This is a genomic window from Nocardia vulneris, from assembly GCF_001613425.1.
Lineage (GTDB): Bacteria > Actinomycetota > Actinomycetes > Mycobacteriales > Mycobacteriaceae > Nocardia > Nocardia vulneris.
In genome coordinates, this window is the sequence record NZ_BDCI01000007.1 from 62,920 (window position 1) to 81,995 (window position 19,076).

A 19,076-nucleotide genomic window follows, 5' to 3' on the forward strand; every position below is an offset into this window, starting at 1 on the left:
CTCAGCGCACCGCCATCGTCTCGGTCGGGGTCACTTGGAGTTGGCGCGCCGCCGAGTCCAGCAGCTGCGGGATGTTGAACAGCGGACGATGCGATTCCAGCTGCACCTCGTAGGGGGTGCGCATCACGGCTTCCAGTGCGGGCCAGTTGTTCTCGACCTGGAACTTGTATTTCGGCAGCAGTTCGGTGGTGATGTAGTCCCACCGCGCATCGAACTCCGACCAATTCCAGTCCGGCAGCGGCAAAGTCAACAACCCCGGACGTCCGTCGGCCATGGTGACCGGGATGCGCACGGGGTGGAATTCCCGCGGCGGCGCGACACCGGCGACCGACGGCGATCCCGCCGCGCCGCTGACGTAGGTGATCGCTTCGCCGACCACGCCCTTGTAGTTGCGCGTCTCGTCCCACTGATCCCGGATGGCCCAATACTGTTCGCGGCGCAGCAGTGCCGCGTTGCCCGCGGCGATCCGGTCCTGGTCGCCGGAGGCCACGTCCCGCCAGGCGGCCAGCACATCGCCGTCGAACAGTCCGGCCGCATGGAACTCCGCCAGCGCCGGTATGCCCTCGGTGACGTACGCATCGTGCATCGGCATCAGATCCGAGAATATGTTCTTCTGCATCACCAGGATCATCCCGATGAGGTAGTGCAGGTCCGCCGGGGTGATCTGCGGACCGGCGGCGGCGAGGGCGCGCAGGCCGCTCGGCAGTTGCGCCACCGCTTGCGGTCCCGCGGTCTGCTCGACCGCGGCCAGGATGCCGCGCGCGGATTCGGACAGGCCGGGCAGGCTGTAGATATTGCCCATCAGCTCGAAATCGACCAGCCCGCCGCCGAAGTCGGCGCCGACCTGGCCACCCATGCCCGCCCACTGCAGTTCGCGGTGGCTCAGCTGCAGGTCTTCGTAATAGCGGTAGGACTTGATCAGGTTGGCGCGGTTGGCTTCCACGCCGGCGCGCGGATCCCAGGACCGCAGGTCGATGCCCGCCTTGCCGGTCGCGTCGACGAGCCAATATTGATAGAGCAGCGCGGCGTACCGGGTCGGCGCGACGCCCTGGGCCCGCGCCTGGTCCAGCAGACCGCGTAATTCGGCCGCGTCGTAGGGCAGTTCCGGGTTGACTCCGCCGGGTCCGCTCGCCGCGTCCCGATTCACCAGCGGTAGATCCAGGTAGCGGTCCAGGTCACCGGCCGCCCCCGCCGGGGCCGCGGCGGCGAGTCCGAGACCCACCGCGGCCGTGAGGGCCAGCGCGGTGGCGCGCAGCGCCATACCGATTCGCATCAGCTGTTCAGCCTTCCTCTCTGCTTGCTCGAGTCGAACAATTCGTTGAGCGAAGAGATGTCTTTTCAGTAGCTGCGTGTTCGTTGCGCGGTGACAAAACGCACGTTTCACCACCGGATACCGCTAGCACAGTAGGTGACGTGCAGGTAAACACACAGATCAGCCCCGCCGCAAGAATCCATATGACCGATCGCAGGCAACCGAATTAAACCTGTAACACGAAAGTTGCCTGCTAGTAGCTGTTAAATCGCCGAATTAATACGGCGAAATGCGACTCGGCGCGCGACAGACATTCATGACAAACCTCACAGCACCGCACACCCCCACATCGCGACAACCGGGACTACCCGAATCGCACCGTCTCAGACAGAATGAGGCGGACAACTACGTCCACGGACCGCGCGGCTCGCGGCCCGGATAGTGGGGTGAATCCATGGCCGAGAAGCATGTGGTGCGCAACGGCGAGGTCGACATCGCCGTGTACGAGCAGGGCAATCCGGACGGCCCGACGGTGCTGCTGTTGCACGGCTGGCCGGACTCGCACCGGCTGTGGGACAGCGTGGTGCCGGAACTGACCGAACGGTTCCGCGTGTTGTGTGTGGACAACCGCGGGCACGGCGCGTCGACCAACCCGCCCGGTAGCAGAGCCATCTCGACGACGGCCCTGGCGGCGGACTACGTGGCGGTGATCGAGGCGCTCGGCAACGGCGTACCCGTGCACGTGCTCGCCCACGACTGGGGCAGCGTCGCGACCTGGGAAATCGTCTGCGGCCCCGACGCGCAACGATTGATCGCCTCGTTCACCTCGGTCTCGGGACCGCATATCGCGCACGTCGCCCAGTGGGCCCGGCGGCGCCTGGCCCGGCCGACGCCGCGCAATATCGCGCTGCCGCTGGCGCAACTCGGCTCCTTCGCCTACTCGACCTTCCTCGCGCTGCCGGTGCTCCCGCAGGCCGCGATCAAGCTCGGGATGAGCGAAGATCGCTGGCGCGCCGCGCTTTCCGCCGCCGAAGGCGCCCCGCCGGAGCAGATCCATCTGGCGCCGAGCTTCACCGCGGACATGGCGAACGGGCTGCGCATCTACCGCTCCACCTGGGCCGCGAACCCGTTCCGGACGCGCGAGCAGTACACCGCGGTGCCCACCCAGATCATCGTCGGCACCCGCGATCCCGCGGTGCGGCAATCCAGTTACGCCGACGAGGACCACTGGGCCGAGCAGGTCTGGCTGCGCGTGGTGCAAGGCGGGCACTGGCTGCCGTTCTCGCATCCGCGGCTGCTCGCCGCGGCCACCGCCGAGTTGATCGACACGGTCACCGGTGCGCCACCGGCGCGCGCCCTGCGCCGGTCCCGAATCGGCGTGCCACGCAAGCCTTTCGAAGATCAGCTCGTGGTGATCACCGGCGGCGGCAGCGGTATCGGCCGGGCGACCGCGCTGGCGTTCGCCAGGGCAGGCGCAGAAATCGTGGTCTCCGATGTCAACGACATCGCGGCGGAGGCGACCGTGGCGCTGATCGCCCAGGCGGGCGGGCAGGGACACGCCTATGAACTGGATGTTTCCGACGAATCGGCGGTGCGCAAGCACGCCGACGCGGTACTGCGCGAACACGGCGTGCCCGACATCCTGATCAACAACGCGGGCATCGGGCAGGCCGGGCGCTTCCTGGACACCCCGGCGGCCGATTTCGACCGCGTGCTCGCGGTGAACCTGCACGGCGTCGTCAACGGCTGCCGGGCTTTCGCCGGCGCGATGGCCGAGCGCGGAACCGGCGGGCACATCGTCAATCTGTCCAGCATGGCGGCCTACACCCCGCAGCAGGCCTTCAGCGCCTATTCCACCAGCAAGGCAGCGGTTTTCATGTTCTCCGACTGCCTGCGTGCCGAATTGGCGAGCAGCGGAATCGGTGTCAGCACCATCTGCCCCGGCATCGTGCACACCGATATCGTCCGCAACACCACGATGTCCGGTGTATCGGCCGCGGAAGAGCAGCGCAGGCAGCAACGCTACGACCGGCTGTACCGGTTGCGTGGATACAAGCCCGCCAAGGTGGCCGATCAGATCGTGCGGGCGGTGCGACAGCAGCGTGACGTGGTCCCGGTGACCCCGGAAGCCCGCCTGCAGTACGTCTTCGGTCGCATGGCGCCCGCGCTGGTCCGATTCGCCGCCGCCCGAACGAGTTTGGTGCGCTGAACACAGATGGTGTCCGGCCGCGCGGCCGGACACCATCTGGCACTTGCTGTTTCGTGAGGCTTACCGCTCGACGATGGCGACCACGCCCTGGCCGCCCGCGGCACAGATGGAGATCAGCGCGCGGCCGGAGCCCTTCTCCGCCAGCATCTTCGCGGTCGAGGCCACGATGCGGCCGCCGGTCGCGGCGAACGGGTGACCGGCCGCCAGCGACGAACCGTTGACGTTGAGCTTGCTGCGGTCGATCGAGCCGAGCGCGCCGTCGAGGCCGAGCCGCTCCTTGCAGTAGGCGTCGGATTCCCACGCCGCCAGCGTCGCCAGCACCACGGAGGCGAACGCCTCGTGGATCTCGTAGTAGTCGAAGTCCTGCAGGGTCAGGCCGTTGCGGGCGAGCAGGCGCGGCACCGCGTAGGTGGGCGCCATCAGCAGGCCGTCGGGGCCGTGGATGTAATCGACCGCCGCGACCTCGCTGTCCACCAGGTGCGCGAGCACCGGCAGCTTGCGCTCGGCGGCCCACTCCTCGCTGGAGAGCAGCACGGCGGAGGCGCCGTCGGTGAGCGGGGTGGAGTTGCCCGCGGTCATGGTGGCCTCGCCCGCCTTCACGCCGAAGACCGGCTTGAGGGTGGCGAGCTTCTCGATGGTCGAGCCGGGACGCAGGTTGTCGTCGCGGGTCAGGCCGAGGAACGGGGTGACCAGGTCGTCGAAGAAACCGCGGTCGTAGGCGGCCGCCATGTTCTTGTGCGAGAGGTAGGCCAGTTCGTCCTGCGCCTCGCGCGCGATGCCGAATTCCTTGGCGGTGATGGCGGCGTGCTCGCCCATGGACAGCCCGGTGCGCGGCTCGGCGTTGCGCGGGATCTCGATGCCGAGCATGCTCGGGCGCAGCTGACCGACCAGCTTGAGCCGGTCCTTGTTGGACTTGGCGCGGTTGGCGTCGAGCATCCACTCGCGCATGCCCTCGCTGACCCCGATCGGCGCGTCCGAGGTGGTGTCGGTGCCACCGCCGACGCCCGCCTCGATCCGGCCCGCGGCGATCGCGTCGCCGACGGTGACCACGGCCTGCAGGCCGGTGCCGCAGGCGAGCTGCAGGTCGTGCGCCGGGGTGTACGGGCTGAGCGTGCTGCCGAGCACGCTCTCGCGGATCATGCCGTGCTCGCCGACCCGCTTGAGCACGGCGCCGCCGGCGACCATGCCGAGCCGCTCGCCCTGCAGGCCGAAGCGGCTGACCAGGCCGTCCAGCGCGGCGGTGAACATGTCCTGGTTGGACGCGTGCGCGTAGGCCTTGTCGGAGCGAGCGAACGGAATCCGGTTGCCGCCCACGATCGCGACCGGGCGGGCGGTCTTACCGGTCTTGGCGGTGCTCTTCGCCGAACGGGATTTGGTTGTCACTCGAGTCTCCAGGTCTCGTTGGGGATGTCCGGCGCTCCGGAGTCCGCGTGGAAGTACTCCACAGATCGGCGCCCCGTCGCGATTGGTTTACATTAAACTTACTCTGGAGTAAGTTTGTTGTCGACACCGTACCCCCGCAAATGTGCGTGAGCAGACCGAATGCCGGGGAAACGGCAGACCCGAGTACAGATTCGCGGCGTGAGCGACAGTCCCCGGCGGCGGTAGCTTGGCAGGGACCGTGCACGCCGCCGACCACACAGAAAAGGCAGGGACCGTGGCAGCCAGCAAGAGCAAGGGTGCGCCCAACCTCTACGGATCGTTCGTACACTCCTCCCCGGGTCAGTTCCTGGCGAGCAAGCTCGGGCTGCCGCAGCCGGAGAATCTGCGTCGCTACCAGCAGGGCGAGCCCGCGCTCCCGGGCCCGGTGCTGCTCGGCGGCAAGGGCCGGGTCGCCGAACCGCTGCGCACCCTGCTGACGGACTACACCTTCGCCGATGCGGCGAGCGCGGGCACCAAGTACGGCGCGCTGGTGTTCGACGCGACCGGCATCGGCTCGATCGAGGACCTCTCGCAGCTGTTCGAGTTCTTCCAGCCCGCCATGCGCAGCATCGCCGCCTCCGGCCGCATCGTGGTCATCGGCACCACCCCGGAGCTGGCCGCGTCGGTGGACGAGCAGATCGCCCAGCGCGCGCTCGAGGGCTTCACCCGCTCGGTGGCCAAGGAACTGCTGCGCGGCGCCACCGCACAGCTGGTCTACCTGCACCCGGAGGCGTCGACCGGCGCGACCGGCCTGGAGTCGACCCTGCGCTTCCTGCTCTCGGCCAAGTCGGCCTTCGTCGACGGCCAGGTGATCCGGGTCGGCAAGGACGACGCCACCGCCCCCGCCAGCTGGGACCGCCCGCTCGACGGCAAGGTCGCCGTGGTCACCGGTGCCGCGCGCGGCATCGGCGCGACCATCGCCGAGGTGTTCGCCCGCGACGGCGCGACCGTGATCGTCGCCGATATCCCGGCCGCCGGTGAGGCGCTCTCGCAGACCGCCAACAAGGTCGGCGGCACCGCGCTCGCGCTCGACGTCACCTCGCCCGACGCCGCGGAGAAGCTGGCCGAGTTCGCCACCGAGCGCTTCGGCGGCATCGACATCGTGGTGCACAACGCCGGTATCACCCGGGACAAGCTGCTCGCCAACATGGACGAGGGCCGCTGGAACTCCGTGCTCAACGTGAATCTCGCTGCGCCGCACCGGATCACCGAGGGCCTGGTGGCGCGCGGCGCGCTGAAGGACGGCGGCCGCGTGATCGACGTGTCCTCCATCGCGGGCATCGCGGGCAACCGCGGCCAGACCAACTACGGCGCGTCCAAGGCCGGTGTCATCGGCATGGTCAACGCCGAGGCCCCGAAGCTGGCCGAGAGGGGCATCACCATCAACGCGGTGGCCCCCGGCTTCATCGAGACCGCGATGACCGCAGCCATCCCGCTGACCACCCGCGAGGCGGGCCGCCTGATGAGCTCGCTGCTGCAGGGCGGCCAGACGGTCGACGTCGCCGAGACCATCGCCTACTTCGCCAGCCCGGCGTCGAACGCGGTGACCGGCAACATCGTTCGGGTCTGCGGGCAGAGCCTGATCGGAGCATGATGACCCAGATGATCACGCTGACGGAACCGCCCAAGAACGGCCCGCTCTATCTCAAGGCCGCGCTGGGCGCGGTGCCGCTGCCGCTGGTCTCGGCACGCAAGCCGGCGCTGCCGGATCGGGCGATCCAGCTGGACGGACTGCAGGTGGACCCGGAGCACCTGGCCGCCTACTGCCGGGCGACGGGGCTGCGGTTCGGCGACGCGCTGCCGCTGACCTACCCCTTCATCCTCACCTTCCCGATCGTGATGCAGCTGGTGGTGCAGCGCGACTTCCCGTTCGTCGCGGTGGGCGCGGTGCACGCGGAGAACGTGATCGAGCGGACGCGCGACATCTCGGTGAGCGAGCCGCTGGACATCCGGTCGCACATCGAGAATCTGCGCGAGCACCCGAAGGGGCTGCTGGTCGACGCGATCAGCGAGATCAGCGTCGGCCGGGAACTGGTGTGGCGTCAGGTCACCACGTTCCTGCACCAGCAGCGCACCTCGCTCTCGGGCGGGCCGAAGCCCGAACCCAAGCCGGAGGAGGCGGCCCCGCCGACCTCACGCGTGTGGAAGATCGATCAGAAGACGATCACCCAGTACGCCGCCGCCTCGGGCGACCACAACCCGATCCACGTGTCGAAGCTCGGCGCCAAGGCGCTCGGCTTCGCGCGGCCGATCGCGCACGGCATGTGGTCGGCCGCGCACATCCTCGGCGAGATCGAGGGCCGGGTGCCCGCGAAGGCCACCTACACGGTGAAGTTCGGCAAGCCGATCCTGTTGCCCGCCAAGGTCAATGTGTACACCGACCAGGTCGAAGGTGGTTGGGATCTGGCGCTGCGCAACCCGAAGAAGGGCTACCCGCACCTCACCGCGACGCTGCGCTGACGTACGAAAACCCCTGCGCCGCACCTCTTTCGAGGGGTGCGGCGCAGTTCGTTTCCGGGCCTTCCGGTTCCCGCACACAACACGTGCAGCGGTGCACCGCAGCATTGTTCAGCAGCTGCAATCACAACCGCAGCAGTCGCAACCACAGCAATCGGATTCACAGCAGCCGCCGCAACCGCCGTCGCTGCAGCCGCTGCAATCGCAGTTCTTGATCCAGGCGTCCTTGCGTTCGCCGGTGCACGGCTGGGTGTGGTCGGCGCAGCACGCGTAACCGGTGCAGTAGGCCCCGAGGATCAGCGTCAGCGACTCGCCGATACCCGGACGCCGGGTCGGCGGACGATGACCGGTGCGCTGCGCCCGCGGCCCGGCCGCCGCGTCCTCGGACCGGGCGGTGCAGCTGTGCGCGACCGCCGCGCCGATACCGCGGGTGAGCTTGCGCAGCACCGAGGTCAGCGGATCGAGCAGCATCCAGCGCACGGTGGGCACCTGGTCCAGTTCGGCGTCGGCGACCGATTCCCGCAGCCGCGCATCCGATTCCCGCAGCAGGTCGTAGGCCTGCGGCATGGTGGTGCCGGTCGCCGCGAGCGGATTGAATCGCCCGCGCGCCAGGTCCTGCTCGTAGTCCTGGACCGCGTCGGCCAGGTGCGCGATCCGGCCGAATTGCCAGCCTGCCGCGCGCAGCGCGTCGACATTCTCCGGCCGCTCGGCCAAAACCGCAGTGTGGGCGAAGAATTCAGAGGCACACAGCTGGGTGGGGATGGTCAGCGAGGTGAGCGCGTCGGTGCGATCGACCACCGCGAGTTCCTGGGCCGCCCGCTCCAGCCGCGACTGCGCGCCGAGCGCGGCGACCAGCGGTGCCACATCCAAACCGATCTGCTGCGCACTGACTCGCGCCTGCCCGGCCCAGCGGGTCGCGGCCTGGGTGAGTGGCGCGCGGGCCAGCACACCGGCGTCACCGTCGGCCACATGATCGTGAATCTTGGCCGAGGCCAGTAAGAGTGACGCGGTGGTGGCCAGTCGCACCCCCGGTGAACTCGCCGAGGCGACCGACGCCCGCTGCATGCCGCGCAGCGCACACCGCCCGGCCGCGGTGCGCTGCACCGCACCGCCGGCTTGCGCCTCGGTGAGCACGCTCAGCACGATGGCATCGACATTGGTTGTGGCACGGGCCAATTGGCCGTGCTCGTCCCGTAGCCCCAGACACAGTCCGCACAGATGGCTGCGCCACTGCGCCGCATCGATGCCGTACTTCGCCGCCCCGTGCGCACACGGCCTGAGCAACCCGAACAATTCCGCCCCGTTTCTTCCCGGCTCGTTCGTCGGAGCCGGTCTGTGCTTGTTGAACCCCCGCACTCTGGCAGGCCGCCCGCGACGCGGCAACCGCTACACGCCGGTTACTCGTCCGCGCACCCGCCGAGGTGCCGCTATTCGGTCTTCTTGCGCCCGGCCAGACCACGCCAGGCGAGATCGTCGAGCAGGTCGACGGCCTCGCTGACCTCGATCCGGCCGCTGGCCACCCGGTCGGCGATGGCCTCGCCCGCGCCGATCACCGCGACCGCGACGACGTCGAAGTTGGTGCCCGGCTCCGGGTGTTTGGCGCTGGACTCGAGCAGTTTGGCGGTCAGCTCGATGAACCGCTCGCGGGCGTTCTCGATCTCCGAGGCGAACGCCTGCTGGCCGATGGCCTGCCGGTAGAGCACCTGCCAGGAACGACGGTTGCGGTCGACGTAGCCGAGGAAGCCCTCCAGCGCGACCCGCACCTGCTCGTGCGGGGACAGCTGTGGGTTACCCGCCGGCACCACCGATTCGATGAAGCGCAGGCCCTCGCGCTGGATGCAGGCGCGGAAGAGTTCGTCCTTGGAGCCGTAGTAGAGATACAGCATCGGTTTCGATATCTTCGCCTCGGCGGCAATGGCGTCCATCGAGGTATCGTGAAAGCCTTTCCGCGAGAACACCTCGACGGCGGCGTCGAGCATCTGCTGCTCACGAACCGCCCGAGGAAGTCGCTTCGTTCCGCCCGCCATCCGCTCTCCTACCAATGGTGAATCTCATATATTACTCCAAGGTAAGTTCCGCGGGTCGGATTTGCTCCCCAGTCGCGGAACCAATGCCGCCGCGCGCGTTCAGCAGCGCGGCAGCACACCTTTGAACGCCGCCATCCGCAACACCGAAGCGTTCACCTGTGCCGCGGGCAACCGTCCCGCCGTCACGGCCGCTTCGAGGTGGTCGAGCACCGTCGAGACCGCGTCCGTACTGATCCACAGGGCGTTGTCCGCCCCGGCGACCAGCGCGGCTTCCACCGCGTCTTCGATGGACAGCCGGTCGGTGATGGCAGCCATGCCGCTGAGATCGTCGGTGAAGATCGGCCCCTGGAACGGCGCGGCACCGTAGCCGGTCCCCTCCCGCAGCAGCGCCATCGCCTCCGGGCTGATGCTGGCGGGCACGTTCGGCGTGGTCAGGCCCGGCACGTCCAGGTGGCCGACCATCACCCCGGCACCGGAACCGATGAGATCCCGGTACGGGACGAGATCGACGGTGCGCAGGCTGTCCAGCGGCGGCGTACGGACCGCGCCGCGATGCGAATCGCCCGAGCCGGAGCCATGGCCGGGGAAGTGCTTCATGACCGTGCCGACGCCGACCTCACGCATCGCACGGATGTAGGCCTCGGCGTAGCGGGTGACCACCGCGGGGTCGTCGGAGAAGGAGCGGTCGCCGATGACGGAATCGTCGGGCTGCGCGCTCACATCCACATCCGGCGCGAAATTCACCGTGATGCCGATATCTTTCAGCGCACGGCCCCGGGTCAGCGTCGCTTCGTAGAACTGCTCGGGTGTGATGCTCTGCGCCGTCGTCCGGGCCGAGGGCGCGGGGCCGATCAGATACCGGACGCGGGAGACCCGCCCGCCCTCTTCATCGATGGTGACCATCAGCGGCACCTTGGCCGCCTGTTTGACCTGCTCGATCTGCCCCGCACCGAGCAGCGACGGATCGGTCCAGCCGCCGATGAAGATGCCGCCGACCTGCTCGGTCTGCACCACGTTCGCGGCGTCGGCGCGGTCGGCGACCCCGACCGTCAACAGCTGCGCCAGCTTCTGCCGCAGCGTGAACTGCGCGAGGTAGCCCGCCGTGCAATCCGGCTTCGGGGTGGTGCTCGGCTGCGTGGCCGTCTCGGGGATGACCGCGCGTGACGGCGTGGGACTGCCGTCGCCGCCGCTCGAGCAGGCCGTCGCGACGGCGGCCAGCACGACGAACACGAGCAGGGGCGTCTTCCGCATGACGGTCAACGGTACTGTTCGAGCGCCGTTACGGCACGGTGGGGTGGGCCGCCGGACCCTTTCCGAGTGGAAGGTCCGATCCCGCGCGCCAGCAGGTGAACAAGCGTTTCCCACGGTAACCTTGACCTGTAGCCGGGAGACTCCCACCAGGAGGTCCATCGTGCCGTGCGATCTGATGCTCATTGCCTACGACGGTTCCGAAAACGCCAAGCGCGCCATCGAATACGCGGGGCGATTCCTCAGCGCGGACAGAGCCATCGTGCTGACCGCGTGGGAACCGATGGTGCGCCAAGCCGCCCGCCTCTCCGGGCTGTCGGGGGTGATGCAACCCGAATGGGTGCCCGACGAGGAGGTCGAGGACGTCGCCTACGTCGACGCGCGCACCATCAACACCGAGGGCGTGCGCCTGGCCAAGCTCGCCGGGCTCAATGCCGAGGCGCGCACCGCCGAATGCACGACGACCATCTGGAACGCCATCGTCGAATGCGCCGACGACCTCGATGTGGACATCATCGTCGCGGGCACCAGGGGCGCCACCGGCATCCGCGCACTGATGCACAGCAGCGTGGCCGACGCCGTGCTCAAGCATTGTCACCGTCCCGTCCTCATGGTTCCGCCCGGCAAGGAGCCCGCGGCCAAATCCCGCTGACCCGCCTGCGGGCACGGAAGTCGCTGCGCGCATACGGGTCTGGGCTCCGGGCGCGGTGCGGCCGTGAATGCCGTCACGCGAGCCGTTGTGACGGCCGGAGCGGGGTTAGGGTCGAAAGACTATGGACGGATTCCTGCTTGCACAGCCCGGCGGGGTGGTCCGGGCTACCGGTAGCCGGATCGCTTTCCGCGAACCCGAACGCGCGGTCGCCGCGTTGCGTGCGGGCAGTGCCGATCTGATCGTCGGGGCGTTGCCGTTCGATCCGCGCGAACCGGCCGCGCTGACCGTGCCGGAACAGGCCGAGCACACGGCGGGCCCGTGGCGGCCCGCGGCGGTCCCGGAGCTGCCCGCAGTGCAGTTCCTCACCGAAATCCCCAGTGCCGCTGAACATATCGCGCGAGTGACGAAGCTGGTCGAGCAGCTCGGCGATCCGGCGCAGCCGTTGCGCAAAGTGGTCGCGGCCCGCTCCGTCCTCGCCGAGGCGGCCGCAGCGCTGGACCCCGAGGTCGTCGCCGCGCATCTGCTCGCGCGCCATCCGCACGCGAACGTGTTCGCGGTGGATCTGAGCGCGGCCGGGCGTACGGGCGCGACCCTGGTCGGCGCGACCCCCGAGGTGCTGATCGAGCGCCGCGGCCGGACCGTCACCCTGCATCCGCTGGCGGGCACCGTGCCCCGCCTGGCCGATCCGGACGCCGACGCCGCCCAGGCGCGCGAGCTGCTGGCCAGCGGCAAGAACCGGGACGAGCACGCGTTCGTGATCGACTGGATCCGGGATCGGCTGGGCCCGGTCTGCGCCGAGCTGTCCATTCCCGACGGCCCGGAACTGGTCAGCACCCACGAGGTCTGGCACCTCGCCACGCCGATCACCGGCACGCTGCGCGACCCCGCGACCACCGCGCTCGAACTGGCCCTGCTGCTGCATCCGACGCCCGCCCTCTGCGGCACCCCGACCGACCTGGCGCTGGCGACCATCGCCGACCTCGAAGAGGACCGTGGTTTCTACGGCGGCGCGGTCGGCTGGTGCGATGCGCGCGGCGACGGCTCCTGGGTGGTGGCGATCCGCTGCGCGGAGTTGTCCGCGGACGGCCGCACCGTGCACGCCTACGCGGGCGGCGGCATCGTCGCCGCCTCGGACCCGAAGGCCGAACTCGACGAGACCACCGCCAAACTCCGCACGCTGCTCGGCGGCCTGCACTGCACGATCCCCGCCCACTGACCGCGGACCGGGTGCTCACGCGGCGATACCCATCGACTATCACCGAGGAATCGGCGGGCTGAACGCACCGAATCGGCGAGCGGGCTGCTAGGTTGACCGGGAATGTGCCTGCATCGATGTATTGGAGTGCCGCAATGAAGTTTGCTGTTCCTGGTGTTGCGAGTGCTGTCGGCGGCGCCGTGCTCGGTGTGATCGCGGTGCTCCTCGTGACCGTTGCGGTGCAGCAGAACACGCGTCCGGACATCGACCGCAGCGGCGACAAGGATTCGTCGCTGCTGAACAACGTCGAGTACGGCAGTCGCTGACCTCGGCCCTAACCGCCGACTCGCTCGCACCGGCCGCGGCGTCGCGGCGGCACAGTACTGCGCCGCTGGGTAGACGCTGGTTCGCCGGAACCGTTCTCGCCGCGTTTCTGCTGACCTTTCTGCAGGCTCCCGGGCGCACGGTCGCGGACACCAAATACGACCTGACGCAGAACCCGCTGGGTTTCCTCGAACGCGCCAGTCATCTGTGGAGCAGCCAGGCTCCGATGGGTCAGGTGCAGAACCAGGCCTACGGGTATTTCTTCCCGCACGGCGCCTTCTTCTCGGCCGGGCATGTGCTCGGCGTGCCCGCTTGGGCGACCCAGCGGATCTGGTGGGCGCTGCTGCTGCTCGCCGGATTCTGGGGCATCGTCCGGCTGTGCGAGACCCTCGGCATCGGCACCCGCGGCTCCCGGATCGTCGCGGCGCTCGCCTTCGCGCTCTCGCCGCGCGTGCTCACGACGCTGGGCTCGATCTCGTCCGAAACCCTGCCGATGATGCTGGCCCCGTGGGTCCTGCTCGCGCCGGCCGCGCTCGGGCTCCGCGGGCGGACTCGGCGGCGCGGCGGGGCCGCCTCCCCCGCGGGCAGCGCGCTCGCGTTGGCGCTGATGGGGTCGGTCAACGCGGTCGCGACGGTCGCCGCGTTCCTGCCCGCGCTGCTCTGGTGGGGCTCCTACCGCCCGAATCGCGAATGGTGGCGATTCACCCGAGCCTGGGTGCCGCTGCTGGTGCTCGCCACGTTCTGGTGGGCGGTGCCGTTGCTCCTGCTGGGCAAGGTGAGCCCGCCGTTCCTGGACTACATCGAATCCTCCGGCGTGACAACGCAATGGGCCTCGCTCGCCGAGGTCTTGCGCGGCACGGACAGCTGGACGCCGTTCGTCTCACCGGAACGCATCGCGGGCGCGGTACTGGTGACCCAGCCCGCCGCGGTGCTCGCCACCGGCCTGCTCGCCGCGGCGGGCATGGCCGGGCTGGCGCTGCGGTCCATGCCGCACCGGGGACGGCTCGCGCTCATCCTCTGCGTCGGCCTGATCGGCATCTGCGCGGGATACGTCGGCGAGCTGGGCGGTCCGTTCGCCGAATCGGTGCGGCTGTTCCTGGACTCCGGCGGCGCACCGCTGCGCAACGTGCACAAACTCGAGCCGCTGATCCGAATTCCCTTGGTCCTCGGCCTCGCCCAGCTGCTGGCCCGGGTGCCACTGCCGGCCTCGGTGCCGATGCCGGTGTGGCGCAGCGCGTTCGCCCATCCCGAGCGGGACCGGGTAGTTGCCGTCGCCGCCCTGGTGCTGACCGCGCTCACCCTGGCCACCTCGCTGGCCTGGACCGGCCGGCTGGCACCGCGCGGCGCCTACGATCGGGTGCCGGCGTACTGGGAGCAGACCGCGCAGTGGTTGCACGACCACGCCGCCGACACCCGCGCCCTGGTGGTGCCCGGTGCACCGTTCGGCAGCCAGGTCTGGGGCCTGACCAGGGACGAACCGTTGCAGGCCTTGGCGAGCACGCCGTGGGCGGTCCGGGACTCGGTACCGCTGAACCCGCCGGGCACCATCCGCGCGATGGATTCGGTGCAGCGACTGATCGCCGACGGCAGGCCGTCCACCGGCCTGGCCCCCACGCTGGCCGGGCAGGGCATCGGAATCCTGGTGCTACGCAACGACCTCGACGCCGAGACCTCGCGCTCGACCCGGCCGATGCTGGCGCACCGGGCGATCGAGGGCTCGCCGGGCCTGACCAAGGTCGCCGAATTCGGCGCGCCGATCGAATCGGCGGTCATCGCCGAGGATCTGGTCGCCGACGGCGATCTGCGGCCCGCCTACCCCGCCGTCGAGATCTATCGGGTAGGTGCTCCGGCACCGGGCACCCCTGCCGAGGTGCGCAGCGGAACCGGTGCGCCGCAATCGTTCCCAGGTGCGTACACGGTGCCGCTCGGCACGATGCCGATCGTCCAGGGCGGGCCCGAGGTGCTCGAACGGCTGCGCCGCGACCCCGGCACGACCAATGCCCCCGCCTTGCTCGCCGCCGATGCGGTGCGCGCGGGCCTGCCGATCGGACCGCTGACGGTCACCGATACCCCGATGGATCGCGAGGCCGACTTCGGCCGGGTGGACAACCACAATTCGGCGCTGCGCGCGCCCGGCGACGCCCGCCGCACACACAACCTGGTGCCCGACTACCCGGTCGACGGCGCGGAACCGGTGCGCGGGGAATGGTCGGGGGCGACCGTCACGGCATCGAGCTCCGCCGCCGACGCCACACAACTCGGCGGTGCCGCGCCGGGCAGCTCGACCGCGGCCGCCGTGGACGGCGATCCGGCGACCGCCTGGATCAGCAACGGCACCGAACACGCACTGGGACAGTGGCTCCGGCTCGAGCTGGACCAGCCGGTCAAGGCCGGGCAGCTGACCTTCAGCACCAGCGCGGCCGCCATCGGCGACCCGGTGAAGTGGGTGGAGGTACGTACGGCGAACGGCACCGTGACGACCAGGATTCCCGAACCGGGTACGCCGGTGTCGGTTTCGCTGCCCGCGGGCAGGACCACCTGGGTCACCATCACCGCCGTCCGCACCGAAACCGGCAAGCGCGGCGGGCAGTTCGGCATCAGCGAGCTGACGCTGGACGACTACTCCGTGCGCGATCAGCCGGTCCGTGTCGATATCCGGCACCGGACCGTGCTGCCGCCGACCCAGCCCGGCGCCCAGGTGCGCGGCTGGGATCTCGGGCAGGAATTCCCCGGCCGCAGTGGTTGTTTCGATTCACCGAATCGGGTGCGCTGCAGCAAAGGACTGGCCCTCGCGCCGGAGGAACCCGGTACCTTCCAGCGGACCCTCTCGGTGCCGGAACCGATGTCGGTGACACCCGAACTGACCGTCCGCACTCGACAGGGCCCTGCGCTGGAGGCACTGCTCACCGACCCCGGCCGGCCGGTCGCCCGCGGCCAGGCCGACGTGGGTGACGTGCGCGGAGCCGCGTTCGCGGCGACGGACGGCGATCCGCGGACCAGCTGGACCGCGCCGGAGGACTCGGTACGCGCGCTGACCGGTCCGAAACCCACACTGACACTCGAACTTCCCGAGCCGGCGCTCGTGACGGGCCTCGATTTGACGCCGCCGCTGGGTGGACTCCCGGCCACCCCCACCGCGGTGGTGGTGAATCTGGGCGACGGACCGCAGGTGCGGGAACTGGGACCGGGCGACCCGGGCACCCCGCGCCGGATCTCGCTGCACCCCACCGTGACCGACCGCATCGAACTCAGCCTCCAGTCCTGGCGGCCGGTGCTCGACCAGACCGCGCTCGGCTTCGTGCTCTCGCAACCGCCCGGACTGGCCGAGGTCGAGGTGCTCGGCCCCGGCTACCCGGCCCCCGCGCCGCTGGATCGAGAGATCACCGTCCCCTGCGCGCTCGGACCGACGATCACTGTCGACGGACAGATCCGGCACACCTCGGTCACCGCTACCGCGGCCGAGCTGCGCTCCGGCGCACCGGTTCCCGCGCGGGTGTGCGCGGACGACGCTGCGCCGCAGACCGATTCCGACGCCCTCGGGCTGGCATCGGGCCGGGCAGATGTCACCGTCGGCCCGACCGACCTGTTCTTCGTCGATCGGCTTCGCCTGGACCGCACCGATTTCCCGGCCGCCGCCCCGGCGGACCAGGGCACCCGCGTACTGGTGCTGCCGTTGAGCACGAACGTCGGCTGGCAGGCGAAAACGGCCGACGGGCGGGCGCTGGAACCCGTGGTCGTCGACGGCTGGCAACAGGCCTGGCTGGTCCCGGCCGACGCCCGCGGACCCGTCACGGTGTCGTTCCCGATCGACCGCTGGTATCGCCTCGGGATCTTCGGCGGACTCCTGCTCTTGCTCCCGCTGTTCTTCCTCGCGCTTCCTCGGCGTACGCGTACTTCGAAAAAGGCTGTTGCCGAGGGGGATACCGCGCCCGAAAACGCTGCCTCACCGGGCTCCGAAGTGCCGGACACCACGCCCAACACAGGCGCGGCAACGAAAACCGGTGCCGACGAACCCCACATCCCGCGCGACACAGCCGCAACGCCGAAAGCCCCTGCCGACGAGCCGGATTCCGCGCCGCGCACGTGGGGTACCCGCTGGCTCGGGGCGCTCGGACTCGCCGCGGCCGCGACGGTGATCGCCGGTCCGGTCGCAACCCTGCTCACCGCGGGCACACTCGCGGCCGTCCGGTTCCGGCCCCGGTACGCGGCGCGCGCACTGGTCGTCGTCGCGGGCGTCGGCACCGTGCTGTCGGCGGCGGTGCTGTCCACCGGGCCGTGGCGTTCGGGCGACGGCTATCTCGGCGGCTCGCTCTGGGCACAGTTGCCCGCGCTGCTCGCCGTGGTCGCCGTCGGAGTCGCGGCGCTGCCGCCCGCGCGCCGGAAGAACTGACCGGCCCGGTATCGATTCAGGCTGCGGCGCAACGGACCTCGTTGCTAATGTGGCCCGGCGTGGACACCTGTGCAGAATGTGGTTTCGTGTACGACCTGACCCGCGCGACCGACGTGGCGTCACTGGCCACCGAGCACGCCGTCGAATATGCCGACCTGCTCCTCACCGATTCGCCGAAACTACGGCAGCGCCCAGCGCCCGAGGTGTGGTCGCCGCTCGAATACGCCTGCCACATGCGCGATGTGCTGTTCGTGCAACGCGAACGCGCGCTCGCCGCCCGCCGCTGGGAAACCCCCGAGGCGACGCCGATGGGCCGGGACGAACGCGTCGAGCACGACGGCTACGCGGATCAGCGTCCGTCGGATGTCGGCAGGCAGCTGCGCGACGCCGCGCAATTGTTCGCCAACGTGCTGGACCGGTTGCAGGACGAGGACTGGGAGCGCACCCTGATCTACAGCTTCCCGGAGCGCCAAGAACGTTCGGTGCGCTGGCTCGCGCTGCACACCCTGCACGAATTGCGCCATCACCTGCGCGACATGCACCTCCAGCTGGACAACTGACGCGCGCCTGGACAGCTGCCGCGCAAGGCGATCCGGCTCACGGAGCGGCGAGGCGGTCCTCTTCCTCGATTTCGCGCGGCGGCTGCGGCCGGTCCCAGCGCCGCATCCACTGCCGCACCGGCTCCTCGATCAATGCATAGCTGGCCGCAGCCACGGGCAGGGTCAGCGCGATGGTGAGCCCGAGGACGTAGCCGAAATCGCCCGCGAACGGCAGGATTCCGAAGACCGGGAAGACCACCGAGAGCACCGCGAGATGCCAGATGAAGATGCCGTAGGACCAGCGCCCGACGGTCGCGGCCACCCGGGACTCCAGCCACCGGTGCGACCGGCCCGGCGCTCCGAGGACCAGCGGGGCGAGCAGGGTGAAGCCGATGATCGCGCCGAGACCCATCTTCGCCGCGTACTGCCACGGCTGCGCGTGCGTCAGTCCGGCGGGGCCCGCGACATCGGTCGCCGAGACACCGAACGCGACCGCCGCGACCGCCCACATCAGCGGCTGGTTCCCCACCGCACGCCAACCCTTCGATAGCCGTTCGCTATGAAGCGACAGTTCGGCCAGCACCATTCCCATCGCGAACCACGGCAGATATGCGGGCAGCCAATTATCGGAATGGATGGCGTCGGGGGTCGGCACCGGAATGAAGTTCCAGCCCAGACACACCGCCGCGAATACGAGCAGCACGGGGACCCGGTACCGGGCGGCGTTCCCGCGCAACCACACCAGGGCGAACGCGAGCAACGGCAGCACCAGATAGAAGGCCACCTCCACCGAGAGACTCCACATCTGGGTCAGCCCATCGGTCAGCGTCAACGGCACGAATACCTGCAGCAGCGCCAGATTCGACACCCACACGCGCAGGCCCGCCGTCCCGGCCGCACCGGGCAGCAGCACCAGCACCGCGATCACCACCACCCAGTACGCGGGCAGAATGCGCGCGGCCCGATGCCGGAGGTAGTAGCCGACCGACGGGGCCGGTCCCAGCCCGCGCGCCGCCGTCGCGTGCGGACGCCACAGCAGGAAACCGGAGAGCGCGAAGAACACCGCAACCGCCATGTCGAACCGTCCCCACACCCGTCCGAGCACGGGGGTATTGGCCGCACCGGTCTGAAAAGCCACGTGCGTCAACAACACTCCGAGCGCGGCCAGTCCGCGCATACCTTCCAATGCGGGCAGAAATGCGCGCGCGGGGACGGATTCGGCGGCCGCGGGAACGGTCGCGCCGGCGGTGGGCAGCGTTGCGGTCATCGGGCTCCAGTCTGCCTTGCCGATTTTCAGGTGATAACTCTACGTTTCACATTTCGCGCTAAACTCGGGCGATTTCTCGGCCGTTTCCGGCCTC

Annotated in this window: 14 protein-coding genes; 8 read left to right on the forward strand and 6 right to left on the reverse strand. The window is 69.7% G+C overall.

What is annotated here, in order from left to right:
- Nucleotide 1 precedes the first annotated feature (1 nt).
- Nucleotides 2-1,273 (reverse strand): hypothetical protein, encoded by a 1,272-nt coding sequence (locus NVU01S_RS09580; protein WP_043663883.1) that lies wholly within the window; start codon nucleotides 1,271-1,273, stop codon nucleotides 2-4.
- Between the two features lie 433 nt (nucleotides 1,274-1,706).
- Between NVU01S_RS09580 and NVU01S_RS09585 the strand changes: the two genes are divergently transcribed.
- The gene (locus tag NVU01S_RS09585; protein WP_043663886.1) at nucleotides 1,707-3,461 is read left to right on the forward strand and encodes an SDR family oxidoreductase; all 1,755 of its coding nucleotides are present in this window, start codon (nucleotides 1,707-1,709) and stop codon (nucleotides 3,459-3,461) included.
- Between the two features lie 60 nt (nucleotides 3,462-3,521).
- On the opposite strand, the gene NVU01S_RS09590 is transcribed toward NVU01S_RS09585, so the two are convergent.
- Nucleotides 3,522-4,844 (reverse strand): acetyl-CoA C-acetyltransferase, encoded by a 1,323-nt coding sequence (locus tag NVU01S_RS09590; RefSeq protein ID WP_043663889.1) that lies wholly within the window; start codon nucleotides 4,842-4,844, stop codon nucleotides 3,522-3,524.
- 274 nt (nucleotides 4,845-5,118) lie between these two features.
- On the opposite strand from NVU01S_RS09590, the gene NVU01S_RS09595 reads away from it, so the two are divergent.
- Both NVU01S_RS09595 and NVU01S_RS09600 read left to right on the forward strand, forming a co-directional pair.
- The gene (locus tag NVU01S_RS09595) at nucleotides 5,119-6,477 is read left to right on the forward strand and encodes a 3-oxoacyl-ACP reductase (protein WP_043663891.1); all 1,359 of its coding nucleotides are present in this window, start codon (nucleotides 5,119-5,121) and stop codon (nucleotides 6,475-6,477) included.
- The gene (locus NVU01S_RS09600) at nucleotides 6,477-7,343 is read left to right on the forward strand and encodes a MaoC family dehydratase (RefSeq protein ID WP_042258615.1); all 867 of its coding nucleotides are present in this window, start codon (nucleotides 6,477-6,479) and stop codon (nucleotides 7,341-7,343) included. The genes NVU01S_RS09595 and NVU01S_RS09600 overlap by 1 nt, the downstream gene beginning before the upstream one ends.
- Nucleotides 7,344-7,451: 108 nt before the next feature.
- Here NVU01S_RS09600 and NVU01S_RS09605 read toward each other — a convergent pair whose 3' ends face one another.
- From NVU01S_RS09605 to NVU01S_RS09615, 3 genes are all read right to left on the reverse strand, one after another.
- Entirely contained in the window at nucleotides 7,452-8,624 is a 1,173-nt protein-coding gene (locus NVU01S_RS09605) for a DUF5685 family protein (protein ID WP_244467089.1), read from the reverse strand.
- A gap of 143 nt (nucleotides 8,625-8,767) precedes the next feature.
- Nucleotides 8,768-9,367: a TetR/AcrR family transcriptional regulator gene (locus NVU01S_RS09610; protein ID WP_014988928.1), complete on the reverse strand. Its 600-nt coding sequence runs from the start codon at nucleotides 9,365-9,367 to the stop codon at nucleotides 8,768-8,770.
- 99 nt (nucleotides 9,368-9,466) lie between these two features.
- On the reverse strand, nucleotides 9,467-10,618 hold the full coding sequence (locus tag NVU01S_RS09615) for a glycoside hydrolase family 3 N-terminal domain-containing protein (protein WP_043663898.1): 1,152 nt from the start codon (nucleotides 10,616-10,618) through the stop codon (nucleotides 9,467-9,469).
- A gap of 160 nt (nucleotides 10,619-10,778) precedes the next feature.
- Between NVU01S_RS09615 and NVU01S_RS09620 the strand changes: the two genes are divergently transcribed.
- From NVU01S_RS09620 to NVU01S_RS09635, 5 genes are all read left to right on the forward strand, one after another.
- Nucleotides 10,779-11,267 carry a universal stress protein gene (locus tag NVU01S_RS09620; RefSeq protein WP_014988930.1) on the forward strand — a complete coding sequence of 163 codons (489 nt, stop codon included), beginning with the start codon at nucleotides 10,779-10,781 and terminating at the stop codon, nucleotides 11,265-11,267.
- 121 nt (nucleotides 11,268-11,388) lie between these two features.
- Nucleotides 11,389-12,483 carry an isochorismate synthase gene (locus tag NVU01S_RS09625; protein WP_043663902.1) on the forward strand — a complete coding sequence of 365 codons (1,095 nt, stop codon included), beginning with the start codon at nucleotides 11,389-11,391 and terminating at the stop codon, nucleotides 12,481-12,483.
- A 134-nt stretch (nucleotides 12,484-12,617) separates the two neighbouring features.
- Nucleotides 12,618-12,788 carry a DUF2613 domain-containing protein gene (locus NVU01S_RS42380; protein ID WP_014988932.1) on the forward strand — a complete coding sequence of 57 codons (171 nt, stop codon included), beginning with the start codon at nucleotides 12,618-12,620 and terminating at the stop codon, nucleotides 12,786-12,788.
- Nucleotides 12,789-12,853: 65 nt separating this feature from the next.
- Entirely contained in the window at nucleotides 12,854-17,176 is a 4,323-nt protein-coding gene (locus tag NVU01S_RS09630) for an alpha-(1->3)-arabinofuranosyltransferase (protein ID WP_043664282.1), read from the forward strand.
- Between the two features lie 59 nt (nucleotides 17,177-17,235).
- Nucleotides 17,236-17,736 (forward strand): DinB family protein, encoded by a 501-nt coding sequence (locus NVU01S_RS09635; protein ID WP_244467090.1) that lies wholly within the window; start codon nucleotides 17,236-17,238, stop codon nucleotides 17,734-17,736.
- A 37-nt stretch (nucleotides 17,737-17,773) separates the two neighbouring features.
- On the opposite strand, the gene NVU01S_RS09640 is transcribed toward NVU01S_RS09635, so the two are convergent.
- Complete coding sequence (locus NVU01S_RS09640; RefSeq protein ID WP_043663908.1) at nucleotides 17,774-18,982, reverse strand: acyltransferase family protein; 1,209 nt, start codon at nucleotides 18,980-18,982, stop codon at nucleotides 17,774-17,776.
- Nucleotides 18,983-19,076: the final 94 nt, after the last annotated feature.